12 protein-coding genes are annotated in these 12,764 nt (G+C 56.4%); 7 read left to right on the forward strand and 5 right to left on the reverse strand.

Translation table 11 applies throughout. From position 1 onward, the window contains the following. Positions 1–73 precede the first annotated feature (73 nt). From ACR0MP_RS05790 to grxD, 6 genes are all read left to right on the forward strand, one after another. Positions 74–982 (forward strand): LysR family transcriptional regulator, encoded by a 909-nt coding sequence (locus ACR0MP_RS05790; RefSeq protein ID WP_170393176.1) that lies wholly within the window; start codon positions 74–76, stop codon positions 980–982. 269 nt (positions 983–1,251) lie between these two features. Continuing rightward, the gene (locus ACR0MP_RS05795) at positions 1,252–3,498 is read left to right on the forward strand and encodes a mechanosensitive ion channel family protein (RefSeq protein ID WP_480885951.1); all 2,247 of its coding nucleotides are present in this window, start codon (positions 1,252–1,254) and stop codon (positions 3,496–3,498) included. A gap of 189 nt (positions 3,499–3,687) precedes the next feature. After that, positions 3,688–5,847, forward strand: coding sequence for a phosphoribosylformylglycinamidine synthase subunit PurL (purL, locus tag ACR0MP_RS05800; protein ID WP_170393178.1), 2,160 nt, complete (start codon positions 3,688–3,690; stop codon positions 5,845–5,847). Positions 5,848–5,985: 138 nt separating this feature from the next. Beyond that, on the forward strand, positions 5,986–6,222 hold the full coding sequence (locus ACR0MP_RS05805; protein WP_170393179.1) for a BolA/IbaG family iron-sulfur metabolism protein: 237 nt from the start codon (positions 5,986–5,988) through the stop codon (positions 6,220–6,222). 43 nt (positions 6,223–6,265) lie between these two features. Continuing rightward, positions 6,266–6,556, forward strand: a complete 291-nt coding sequence (locus ACR0MP_RS05810; protein ID WP_170393180.1) for a hypothetical protein — start codon at positions 6,266–6,268, stop codon at positions 6,554–6,556. Continuing rightward, complete coding sequence (gene grxD, locus ACR0MP_RS05815; RefSeq protein ID WP_170393181.1) at positions 6,543–6,905, forward strand: Grx4 family monothiol glutaredoxin; 363 nt, start codon at positions 6,543–6,545, stop codon at positions 6,903–6,905. The genes ACR0MP_RS05810 and grxD overlap by 14 nt, the downstream gene beginning before the upstream one ends. A 1-nt stretch (position 6,906) precedes the next feature. Here the strand turns inward: grxD and ACR0MP_RS05820 are convergent, their stop codons facing one another. From ACR0MP_RS05820 to ACR0MP_RS05830, 3 genes are read right to left on the reverse strand one after another with little or no spacing between them, the layout of a single operon-like run. Then, positions 6,907–7,257 carry an MliC family protein gene (locus tag ACR0MP_RS05820; RefSeq protein ID WP_170405544.1) on the reverse strand — a complete coding sequence of 117 codons (351 nt, stop codon included), beginning with the start codon at positions 7,255–7,257 and terminating at the stop codon, positions 6,907–6,909. Then, positions 7,257–7,649: a cell division protein ZapA gene (locus ACR0MP_RS05825; RefSeq protein WP_170393183.1), complete on the reverse strand. Its 393-nt coding sequence runs from the start codon at positions 7,647–7,649 to the stop codon at positions 7,257–7,259. The genes ACR0MP_RS05820 and ACR0MP_RS05825 overlap by 1 nt, the downstream gene beginning before the upstream one ends. Further along, on the reverse strand, positions 7,649–8,482 hold the full coding sequence (locus tag ACR0MP_RS05830; protein ID WP_170405541.1) for a coiled-coil domain-containing protein: 834 nt from the start codon (positions 8,480–8,482) through the stop codon (positions 7,649–7,651). Before ACR0MP_RS05830 ends, ACR0MP_RS05825 begins: the two co-directional genes overlap by 1 nt. A 234-nt stretch (positions 8,483–8,716) precedes the next feature. Between ACR0MP_RS05830 and tkt the strand changes: the two genes are divergently transcribed. Next, the gene (gene tkt / locus ACR0MP_RS05835; RefSeq protein ID WP_170405538.1) at positions 8,717–10,738 is read left to right on the forward strand and encodes a transketolase; all 2,022 of its coding nucleotides are present in this window, start codon (positions 8,717–8,719) and stop codon (positions 10,736–10,738) included. Between the two features lie 50 nt (positions 10,739–10,788). Here tkt and ACR0MP_RS05840 read toward each other — a convergent pair whose 3' ends face one another. After that, on the reverse strand, positions 10,789–11,589 hold the full coding sequence (locus ACR0MP_RS05840) for a thioesterase family protein (RefSeq protein WP_480885954.1): 801 nt from the start codon (positions 11,587–11,589) through the stop codon (positions 10,789–10,791). 87 nt (positions 11,590–11,676) lie between these two features. After that, positions 11,677–12,648, reverse strand: coding sequence for a DUF808 domain-containing protein (locus ACR0MP_RS05845; protein ID WP_170405532.1), 972 nt, complete (start codon positions 12,646–12,648; stop codon positions 11,677–11,679). Positions 12,649–12,764 lie beyond the last annotated feature (116 nt).

Genomic DNA, 12,764 nt, shown 5'->3' on the forward strand with positions numbered 1-12,764 from the left:
ATTTCCGGGTTTCATTGTGGAATTTGTTACCTGTTTCATATAGGGCTGCGCGAGGATAACGAAAGTTGCGGCGATGGATTGGGACAAGCTCAGAATATTTCACGCGGTTGCAGACGCTGGCAGCCTCACACACGCGGGAGACAAGCTCAATTTATCTCAATCCGCGGTGAGCCGTCAGATCCGCGCGCTTGAAGAATCACTCGATGCAACCTTGTTCCACCGCCATGCACGCGGCCTGATTCTGACAGAACAAGGCGAATTGTTGTTCGATGCTACGACAGCTATGCTGAAACGTCTGGATGCCGCTGCAGCGCGTATCCGGGATAGTGAAGATGAGGTCTTTGGCGTACTGAGGGTGACCACCACCTTCGGGTTCGGCACGCTGTGGCTCGCCCCGCGCCTACCGAAGCTCTATGAACAGTATCCCGACCTCAATATCGACCTCATGCTTGAAGAGCGGGTGTTGGATCTGCCAATGCGTGAAGCCGATGTGGCCATCCGCATGAAAGAGCCCAGCCAGGCCGATCTCGTGCGCAAACGGCTGATGACTGTGCAGATGCTGCTCTATGCAACGCGCAGCTATTTGGATGCTCATGGTGGGGCGCCTGAAACGCTGGAAGACATTTCCAAGCACCGATTGATCTGCCAAACGCCCGCAGCCCCTCAGGTTGGGGCAAGCGCGTCGATGGTTCGTCACCTTATGACATACAATCCCGGCTCGTTGCTGACCGTGAACAACTATTTCGGCGTTCTTCAGGGCGTGCTGCATGATCTGGGTATCGGAGTACTTCCTGATTATGTGACTGAGGACTTCCCGGATCTGGTCCCCGTCATGTCAGACATCGAAAGTGCTGATGTCCCGGTTTACCTCGCCTACCCCGAAGAATTGCGTCATTCCAAACGGATAGCGGCATTTCGGGACTTTGTGCAGGATGAGATAATCGCCCATCGCAAACAGCTAAGGCAATTGGGCAAGCTATAGCCATGCACTCAGAGCATAGCGGGCATGACGCCGGGGTCTGCTAATAGACCTTGATCGTTAATAAACTGATCCCTAAATGAGCACATGAAGGCGGTGATGCTGAAACGCTCATCATCTTCATACCTCCCTGTTGGACTACGGCCGAGCTTAGTGCTCGGCCTTTTTTTTGCGCGAGGCTGATGCAATTCAGTGGAAAGCACTGGGAAAATCCAACGCGTAGGCCTATGATCCCGAAAAAACACCTAAATTTCGTGTTCGAGGGCTAATTCATGTTCCACTCATTCCGCCTATTGTTGGTGATGATTTCAGTCTTGTTCCTGGCCGTGCCACTTCATGCACAAGACACAAGCACAACCGCTACAGTTGAAATTCCCGAAGATTTGACGCCAGAACAGGTTGATGATCTGGTTGCGCGCATGTCTGACGACCAAGTACGGGCGATCCTTCTGGAACGCCTTGACGCTGTCGCCGAAAAGCAAGCGGCGGAAAAGGAAGGTCAGGAAGACCCGCTGACCGAGCTCAATGAGATCTGGGCAGAAATGGTCGCATCCTGGACACATGTTCTGACCACAGTTCCCAATATCATCAGTGCGCAAATCACTGCATTTAGCAATTTCTCTGACAAATTGGGGGGCGCTGGTGTTCTGACGCTAATGGGGCTGGTGCTCTCGGTCCTGATAGTCGGCTTCATTGCTGAGAAGCTATTCATTTTCCTGACCCGCCGCTGGCATGAGGCAACCGAGCCCTCGGGTGACGCTGATCTCAGAGGCGCTGTGAACTACCTGTTCCGCCGATTTTGCCGCGAAATTGCAGGGCTTATCGTATTCTACGTCGTCATTCGGGCGATTGGCCGAGGATTGCTGAGCCCCGAGCAGATCATCTATGCAGCCCCATTTGTATTCTACCTAATCTGGGTGCCGCGTCTGGGGGCAGCAGTCTCGCGCTTTGTTCTTGCGCCGCAAAAGCCACAATTCCGATTGGTAAACATTGACGACCACTGGGCAAAATACCTGCATCGCAACCTGATCGGTCTGCTGATCCTGATCGGCTTTACCTTGTTCGTACTAAGGTTCAATGCGCTGAACGGGGTTACCGGCGATCAGACGCGCATCGGTTTCTGGCTGAACGCAGCAATCCACGTCTATATTGGCATAATCGCCTGGACAGCGCGCGAAGGTTTGTCACAGATGATGCTGGGTACCGACCCGGACCACACCAAGTTCGACGAAGAAGTCGCGCGGTATTACCCGTATTTTGCAATCGGCGTTTCTGTCGTGATTTGGCTGCTGGTCGAATTCCTGGTGGCACAACGCAACCCGGCGCTGATCCGCGTGCTGTCCGGTGGAGCGCATTTCACAACCATGTTCTGGCTGTTGATTGCACCTGCACTTGATACATTGATACGTGGTTTGGTGCGTCACCTGCAGCCGCCAATGTCGGGCGAAGGGCCATTAGCAGAACGCGCCTATCGATCGGCCAAGCGCAGCTATATTCGCATCGGTCGGGTGATTGCTGGCCTCTTCGTCGTCTTCATGATTTCCCGTGTTTGGCAGCTAGATCTGCGCCATGTTGCGTCCGCAGGAATCGGTGCCGAAGTTGGCGGCGCAATCATCGAGTTCCTGCTGATCATCGCTGTCGGCTACATCCTGAACGAGATCGTCTCGCTGTGGATTAACCGTCGTCTGGCCAAGGAACAGACAGCGGCCGAGGAGCTGGATGAAGAAGCCGGCGGAGAAGGTGGCGGCGCAGGTGGTTCGCGTCTGGCGACCGTCCTGCCCTTGTTGCGGATTACCGCACAAGTCACCATCTCGGTGATCTTCGGCCTACTAGCCCTGAGCGCCTTGGGCATCAATATCACGCCGCTGCTGGCTGGTGCTGGTGTTTTGGGTCTGGCCATCGGCTTTGGTGCGCAGAAACTGGTGGCCGATATCGTTGGCGGCATCTTCTTCCTGATCGATGACGCATTCCGCGTCGGCGAATATGTCGATGTCGGCGGGACCATGGGAACGGTCGAGAAAATTTCGATCCGCTCAATGCAGCTTCGCCACCATCGTGGTCCGGTGCACACTATACCTTACGGGGAGATTCAAAAGCTCACCAACTTCAGCCGTGACTGGGTGATCATGAAGTTGAAATTTACTGTGCCGTTCGACACCGACCCCAACAAGGTCAAGAAGATCTTCAAGAAGATCGGTGCCGAGATGATGCAGGACGAGGTTCACAAAGATGGCTTCCTGCAGCCCTTCAAATCTCAGGGTGTGTTCGACTTCGACGATGTCGGTATGATCATCCGAGGCAAGTTCATGGCCAAGCCCGGCAAGCAATTCACACTGCGTAAGGAAATCTTTAACCGTGTGAAGGCCGAATTCAACGCAAATGGTATCGATTTCGCCCGCCGCGAGGTGCGCGTCGCCATCCCGGGGTTGGATGAGGCTGAGAACATAACTGAGGAACAAAAAGCTGCCGCCGGCGCAGCCGCCGCAGATGCGGTCAACAAAGGGCAAAACCCCGCCTGACACTTAGGCTTCGACACGTTTCAGCCGCTCGCTGAACCAAATCAGCACGCCTCTGAAATCGGAACCGGTCTTATGGCCGGTTCCGTTTTTTATTGCCCGATGTCCCCTGTGCGGGTTTGGCCCTTTCCTCAAGCGGCCCATTGCCCTAAAAGGCCCGCAATCTCGGCCCACATGGACACAGGACAGAAGATGCAAGAGCCCGCCATCACACCCGATCTGATTGCCGCACATGGGCTCAAGCCCGAGGAATACGACATGATCCTTGAGATCATCGGGCGTGAGCCGACCTTTACCGAGCTTGGCATCTTTTCAGCGATGTGGAACGAGCATTGTTCTTATAAGTCGTCCAAGAAATGGTTGCGCACCCTTCCGACCTCTGGCCCTCAGGTCATCTGCGGCCCAGGCGAGAATGCGGGTGTCGTCGATATCGGCGACGGCCAGGCCGTGGTGTTCAAGATGGAAAGCCACAACCACCCTTCGTATATCGAACCTTATCAGGGCGCGGCGACCGGCGTGGGCGGCATCCTGCGGGATGTTTTTACCATGGGCGCACGGCCCATCGCCTCGATGAACGCACTGTCCTTTGGCGAGCCAGGCCACCATAAGACGCGCCAATTGGTGAACGGAGTGGTCGAGGGGATTGGCGGCTACGGCAACTGCTTCGGTGTGCCTTGCGTGGGTGGCGAAGTTCGGTTCCACCCGGCCTATAACGGCAACTGCCTTGTGAACGCGTTTGCCGCTGGTCTGGCTGACAGTGACAAGATTTTCTACTCGGCCGCTTCGGGCGTTGGGATGCCCGTCGTCTATCTGGGCGCAAAAACCGGTCGTGACGGTGTGGGCGGAGCAACCATGGCATCGGCCGAATTCGATGACACCATCGAAGAAAAACGCCCCACCGTTCAGGTCGGCGACCCCTTCACCGAAAAGCGCCTGATGGAAGCAACGCTGGAACTGATGCAGACCGGTGCCGTGATCTCGATCCAGGACATGGGCGCAGCGGGCTTGACCTGCTCGGCTGTAGAGATGGGCGACAAAGGTGGTCTGGGCGTGCGTTTGGACCTCGAGAATGTCCCGCAGCGCGAAGAGAACATGACAGCCTATGAAATGATGCTGTCGGAATCTCAGGAACGGATGCTGATGGTCCTCAAACCTGAGCTTGAGGCCGAGGCCCGCGCCGTGTTCGAAAAATGGGACCTCGATTTTGCCATCGTAGGCGAAACCATTGCCGAAGACCGTTTCCTGATCATGCACAATGGTGAGATCAAAGCCGATCTGGTCCTGTCTAAACTGTCCTCGACCGCGCCTGAATACGACCGCCCGTGGGAACCGACCCCTGAGTCCGCGCCACTGGAAGACGTACCACAGATCGATCCGATCGACGGTCTGCGCGCCCTGCTCTCTTCACCCAATTACGCAGGCAAACAATGGGTCTATGAGCAATACGACACCATGGTCATGGCGGATTCAACTCGCACGCCGGGTCTGGGCGCTGGCATGGTCCGCGTACATGGCACCGACAAGGTGCTAGCCTTTACCAGCGACGTAACCCCACGCTATGTCCGTGCAAACCCGGTGGAAGGCGGCAAACAAGCGGTGGCCGAGGCCTATCGCAACCTGACCGCCGTGGGGGCCAAACCACTTGCCACCACAGACAACCTGAACTTCGGGAACCCCGAAAAGCCCGAGATCATGGGTCAGTTCGTCGGCGCGATCCAAGGTATCGGTGCCGCCGTTGGTGCGCTGGATATGCCCATCGTGTCGGGCAACGTCTCGCTTTATAACGAGACTGACGGCCAGGCGATCCTGCCAACCCCCACCATCGGCGCGGTTGGTCTTCTTGCTCATAGCGACGAGATAATCGGAAACGAAGTTCGGGATGGCCATGTTGCGCTGGTCATCGGCGAAACCAACGGCCATATGGGTCAGTCCGCCCTGCTGGCCGAGGTATTCAACCGCGAGGACGGAGACGCGCCGCATGTTGATCTGGCTGCAGAGGCGCGCAACGGGGAATTCATCCGTGCCAATCGCGAGATGATCAAAGCATGTACTGATCTTAGCGATGGCGGCCTTGCACTGGCTGCGTTTGAACTTGCTGAAGCTGCAGGCGTCGGCGTTTGCCTGGATGATGCATCATCCGAGTTCCTATTCGGCGAAGACCAGGCCCGTTATCTTGTGGCGTGCAACTTCGATCAAGCCGAGGCGCTGATGATCGCTGCCGGTCAGGCCGGTGTCCCGCTGGTCTCGGTTGGTCGATTTACCGGTGACAGCGTGAAGATCGGCAATTCCGAAGCTCCTTTGGCAGAACTGACCGAGACCTTCCGTCAGAGCTTTGCCGCCGCGGTCGCCTGATAAATCGTCTCTTCCGAATTCCAGAATTCCCGCGTCTTCCATAGGCGCGGGATTCGCGTATCTGAAAAATGCTCGACATCTTGCACGCCCGCTCCCATCACTCTACATCTTGGGAAAGACCTACAGGAGTGAACCTACATGCCGATGAGCGCCCACGAGATTGAAACCCTGCTGCGCGAAAGCTTTCCCAATGCGGAAATTCAGGTTGGTGGCAGCGATGGCGTGCACATGTCCGCCATGGTCGTGGACGAAAGCTTTCGCGGCAAAAACCGCGTTCAGCAACAGCGTGCGGTTTACGCTGCGCTGAAAGGCAAGATGGATGGATCTGATGGGGAATTGCACGCGCTGGCGTTGACGACGAAGGTACCTGAATGACACAGAACTACTTTCAAAAAAGCGCCTAAGTGGCTTTGAAAAGATGAGTGGCTGGCCCTTTTGGATATCTCTTCTTGGTGCATTGATAGTTGTCGCCGCCCTCATCGAAGCCTATGTCAAACGCAACAGAAAACGAAAACTGTCGGATATGCGCCCTGACCCCGATACGCTTAGCAAGGTTGGGGGAATTGAACGATACGGGCTTGATCCGGTGACGCTTGCACAAGCAGAACACCGGCGGCTTGAAGAAGAAGGATGGGCACCTGAACTGCCCGATAACCGAACGACCGCCGCGCAAGCGGATGAAAAGGAAAAGCAAGATGAGCGACGTTAAGACCCAGATCGACGAAACCGTCAAAGCCAACGATGTGGTGCTTTACATGAAAGGAACCAAAGAGATGCCGCAGTGCGGGTTCTCATCCCGGGTGGCCGGTGTTCTGAATTACATGGGTGTCGAATACACCGATGTGAACGTTCTGGCTGACGAAGCTGTGCGCCAGGGCATCAAGGACTACTCCGACTGGCCAACCGTGCCTCAGCTTTATGTCAAAGGCGAGTTTGTCGGCGGTTGCGACATTATCACTGAAATGACGCTTTCGGGTGAGCTAGACACACTGTTCGATGAAAACAGTGTGGGCTACAACAAAGACGCTGCGGACAAAATCCGCGAAGCAAACGCGTAAGCTATCGGCTGCTACAGTCCTTGAACAATACGAGTTCCGGGGCTGTGTCGCCTTCGGCCTGATGGCTGATCGTGGCATCCCACCCCTTGGAGCGCAGGGTGTATGTCCCTGCCCCTCCGACGGATTCATACCGGATGCCCGAGCCGCTTGGAACCTGTTTCATGGGGATCAACTGATCATCGATCATCATCGCAGCCGCCCCATCGCCATTTGAGGCGTTAAAGTAGGACACCGGCACTTGCGTGTTGTTTTCACAGGTAAACGTCACGGACAGAATGTCGATATCGGCCTTTGCCATCGTGCCAGTCAGCGAGACGACGGCCGCGCAAAAGGCCATTCGGGCGATCGGCATTAGGCCGTCCTTTCTTCAATGACTGCCGCCAGGGCTTCGGCGCGCGCCGCCATTTCAGCCAGCGTATCCGTGACAGATGGCGGCACTACCGCGACCTCGATCCGTTCAGGTTCCGGCTGCGGTTGGCTGCGGAGCCGCTTCAATTCGGTCTCCAATTCAACCAGCTTGGCCTCGGCCAGTTTCATGCGATCTTCATGCGCGGCTGCCTTGTCTGCCAACATGAGTCCCGCCATCAGCAGCATCCGCGATTCCGGCATACGTCCGATCTGGTCCGACAAAACCTGAGCCTCATCATCCAGCAGTCTGGCTGCCGCTTGCAGAAACGGTTCTTCACCGTCCTGGCACGAGACATCAAAGCCGCGGCCACCGATATGAATGGTTACTTCGGGCATTATTCCACCTCTCCCTCGGCCAGATTGGCATGACTTAGCAATGGCTCAAGTCGAGCCAAGACCGCATGCGCTTCGGCTGCGTCCGACGCGCGCGCGGCACGTATGGCTTCTAATTCGGCTGTCGTGGCCCGGTTCAGCATGTCAGCATCCGTGACACCGTCCTCTGCGGCGGCGCGTAATTCATCGACAGCGCTCCGGAGCTGATCGTTTGCATTGCGAAGCCGTTGCAAATCATCATCCAACCGGGACATCGCGGCCCCATGGCTAGCCCGTTCCGCGCGCAGCATCTCAAGCTCGGCATTGAGTTCGGTTAACCGCTCGCTATCGACCAGTTCAGCCCGCAGACGCGCCAATTCGGCCTCCATCTCTTCCGCGCGATCCGCGATTGGGGTCAGTTTCTCGACCTGCGCGCGCAACGTATTGGCCTCTTCTGCGGCGCCCTGATGTGATCGCAGAGTCTCAATCTCAGCCTTCAAGCCCTCGACTTCGTCCGTGTTTTCAAGCGCAGCCTTGGCATCCGCCAATTCGGCCCGCGCAGCCTCAACCGTGGCGAGCTGAGAGGTCGCCTCGGCCAATTGCGCACGCAGCGCATCCACTTCCGAACTCGGTGCCGGTTGCGCACGCAGCGCGTCAATCTCTTGCGCGTGTCTCTCTTTGATCGTTTTCAGCCGTTCCTCAAGCTGGGCATTGACCACCCGCTCTTCTTCAAGCGCCGTTCGCAGCGACGTATCATCACCGGCTGCGGATCCAGCATCGTGCAAGGCCTCGACACCATTACCGATCCGCTCCATCGCGGTGATAATACGGCGTTGTAGTTCTTCGATCTGACTCATGCCTGTGTCACCTCTTTATCAAGGTTCGTTCTGATATTCGCCTACCCGAATCAAAAGCGGCGGCGCTCAGCCCTAGTCTAACGGAATGCGACAGAAAATACCCACTGTTTGGTTTCAACCACTTGCACACCGCTCTTGAAGCGCCAATTCGGCGTGCCACGCGGTTCTGCTTGCACTTTGACAATCGGATGGTATTCAGCGCCCATCTGCCCGTAAACCAAAGGAACTACGCCCGTGGACCTGACTGCGCTGCGCAATGCCAACCCCGAACACTGGGACAAGGCTGCGGCCATCCGCACCCTGACCCTCGACGCTGTCGCCGCCGCCAATTCCGGCCATTCCGGTATGCCGATGGGCATGGCCGATGTTGCGACCGTATTGTTCGAAAAGCACCTCAAATTCGATGCCACTGCCCCGAACTGGCCGGACCGCGATCGGTTCATCCTATCGGCGGGTCACGGTTCGATGCTGGTCTATTCGCTGCTGTATCTCACCGGTCATGGCGATGTTACGCTGGAAGAGATCAAGAACTTCCGTCAATTGGGCGCCAAAACTGCCGGGCACCCCGAAAACTTCCTGATCGATGGTGTCGAAACCACTACCGGACCTTTGGGTCAGGGCATTTCGAATGCCGTTGGCTTTGCGATGGCCGAAGAAATTCAGCGTGCGCATTATGGCAAGAAGATCGTTGATCACTATACCTACGTGATTGCTGGCGACGGCTGCCTGATGGAAGGCGTCAGCCAAGAGGCGATCACTTTGGCCGGTCGCCACGAGCTGAGCAAGCTGATCGTCTTCTGGGATAACAACAACATCACCATCGACGGCACAGTCGACATCGCCGACCGCACCGATCAGGTGCGCCGTTTTGCGGCCTCGGGCTGGCATGTGCTTGAGATTGACGGCCACGACCCCAAGGCCATCGATGCGGCCATCGTGCAGGCGAAGAAGTCGAACAAGCCGACGATGATTGCTTGTGAAAGCCACATTGCACTGGGTCACGCGGCGCAGGACACTTCAAAAGGCCATGGCGCTCTGACCGATCAGGATCAGTTGAACGCCGCCAAAGAAGCATATGACTGGCCGCATGATGCGTTCGTCATCCCTGCTGAGGTCAAAGCCGCTTGGGAGGCCATTGGTGCACGTGGCAAAGCCGAGCGCGCAGCGTGGGAGGAGCGTTTTGCGCAAGTCTCCGAACGTAAACAAGCCGAATTCAACCGCGCCTATGCGTTTGAGGCGCCAAAGAAGCTGGCCGGCGCCATCCGGTCGTTTAAGAAACAGATGTCGGAAGACCAGCCAAAGCTGGCCACACGCGCCTCTTCAGAGAAGGTGTTGAATGTCGTTAACCCGATCATGCCCGACACCATTGGCGGCTCGGCTGACCTGACTGGATCGAACAACACCAAATCGGCTGATATGGGCGTGTTCCTTCCGGAAAACCGCAAGGGTCGGTATATCCATTACGGCATTCGTGAACACGGTATGGCCGCTGCTATGAACGGTATGGCGCTGCATGGTGGCATTCGCCCGTATGGCGGTACGTTCATGGCCTTCACAGACTATGCGCGGCCCTCGATGCGTTTGGCTGCACTTATGAAGATCCCGACGGTCTTCGTGATGACCCACGACTCGATTGGTCTGGGCGAAGACGGTCCGACGCACCAGCCGGTGGAACATCTGGCGATCTCACGCGCGACGCCGAACACTTATGTGTTCCGCCCAGCCGATACGATTGAGACCGCCGAAGCCTGGGAATTGGCGCTGACCTTCAAGGATAGCCCCTCAGTCCTGTCGCTGACCCGTCAAGGCGTGCCAACTGTTCGGACCCAGCACAAAGCCAAAAACCTAACCGCACAAGGCGCTTATGTATTGGCTGACGCAGAAAACAAGCGTCAGGCGATTCTGATTGCCACAGGTTCCGAGGTTTCGCTGGCGATGGAAGCTAAAGCAATACTTGAGGCCGAAGGCATCGGCACTCGGGTCGTTTCCATGCCATGTATGGAGCTGTTTGCCGAACAAGACGAAGCCTACCGCAAGCGCGTACTACCTGCGGGAGCCGTCCGCGTCGTTATCGAGGCTGCGGTTCGCGCCGGAGGCTGGGACCGTTGGCTTCTGGGCGAGCGTGGTCGCGAGGCCAAAGCCGGGTTCATCGGCATGTCCAGCTTTGGTGCGTCGGCACCCGCCGGAGAGCTCTACAAGCACTTCGGCATCACGACCGAGGCAACAGTCGCCAAGGTCAAAGAACTGCTGGGTTGAACCTACCCAAATAAGTCAGAAGGCCTCGGTTAAAACCGGGGCCTTTTTTGTTAGACGAAAATTACTACTGACTGCATACCATCGACAATTAGATCACCATCGGTGTTCCACATCCGCATGACCTGAGAGCTGTAGCCGTCATGTCCAGCTGTCGATTGATGTTCCATCAACCACCATCCATCGCGAGTATGAATATCCTCGGACAGCACGTTGAAAATCCAGTTCATTGACGAGTTGTTTCCCGGCTTCTTCAATGTCGGGAATATGGCCGGTGGCAATAGGTCCGCAATTGCGATCAACCCTTCGATCCTATCGCGCATGTCGGCATCATTATGGCGCGCCCAAACCTTCACATAGCCACGCTCTGCACCAGCAAATGGCCGCGCCCCGTCGATCAACCGAACGTCGAAGTTCGCAAGAAATGCGATGGGAAGTTTTGGCAAATCTGGCGGGAAATAGTGTTCTGTGATCTCTGGCTGTATCTCTGCCTTAGCCGGATGTTCGAACGCCACATGGCTTTCCTGTGCCTTGCCAAACGTAAATGTCCCAAGCGCGGCTGTATTCCCCTCAATCCTTGCTCGTGTATTGATCGTTGTGACATTCCGCCCATTGCGAAGCACCTCGGTTTCGATCAGCGGAGGTGAACCGATGGGCGCGGTAAAATTGATCAGGGCCGAGCGTAATGGCGGCAGAACATCGACCGCATTTCTCGCAGCAGCCAGCAGCAAGGCAGACGAGAAGCCGCCATATGTTGTGCGGCCTTGCATCCAGTTTGGCGGCACCGGAAACTGCAGCATCCCGTTCAACCGATCTGAACTGGCAAGGACTTGGGAAAGGCTGAGTTTAGTCATCGATCTCACACCGGGTATGCTTCGAATGGAACTTACCCCGCTCTTACCGTTGTGCCAGATGAAACCTCACGTCACATGATCCTGATTTCAGTGTTTATTCGCAGATCCCGAAATCGCGCTGATCGCGGGGGACAGCAGCTTGGTTGCCACCGGTATCAGCGCCAGCCCATAGGCCAGACCGAATACACCATCCATTGTCGCCTTCGCGATCCATTTTACCGCGCCTGCCCATTGTTCAGACACAGCATGACTCGCAGCATTTGCCCAGTCGTAAATGTGATGGCCCAGCCAGCCAAAGCCCAGGACCTCCATACCGTGGATCATGATCGACCCGCCGACCCACAGCATCGCAGCAGTACCAACGATAGACAGAACTTTCATAACAACGGGCATCGCTTTGACTAGGCCCCTTCCCGTTCCACGCCCTATCGGCGTCGGAGCGTTTTGCGCCAGGAACAGCCCGACATCATCCATTTTCACGATCAGAGCGACCGAGCCATAAACGGCGACGGTGACCCCAACGCCCACCACGGCCAGCGTCGCGGCTTGCATCCACACATTCGGCGCTTCAATGGCCGCCAAAGCGATGGTCATGATTTCGGCAGACAGGATAAAGTCAGTCTTGATCGCACCCTTCACCTTCTTTTCTTCCAGATGGCCAGGATCAGGATTTTTCATATCCTCTTCGATCGCGTGGCTTCCGTGTGGGAACAGGACATGAAAAATCTTTTCGGCCCCTTCAAAACACAGATATGAACCACCGAGCATAAGCAGCGGTGTGATCAACCAAGGCGCAAAATTGGCTAGTAGCAATGCCACTGGCAACAACAGAATGATCTTGTTGAAAATCGATCCGCGCGCGATGCGCCAGATGATCGGCAGTTCCCGCGCCGGGGCAAAACCCTGAACGTATTTGGGCGTCACGGCCGCATCGTCAATGATCACACCCGCAGTCTTGGCCCCAGCCTTGCCGGCAGCGGCCACCACATCGTCCACCGAAGCCGCCGCGACCTTTGCAATGCCCGCCACGTCGTCCAACAGGGCCAACAGACCACTCATCGCGCTTCCTTTCCATTCATCTGTTCGATCGGACCCTACCTGATCCAACGGCTAGCGCAAGCGTTAGCGCAATCGGCGCAGGTTTGCGCTAACACCTTAAAAATATGCCATTTTTG

Source organism: Ruegeria sp. K3 (assembly GCF_056531845.1).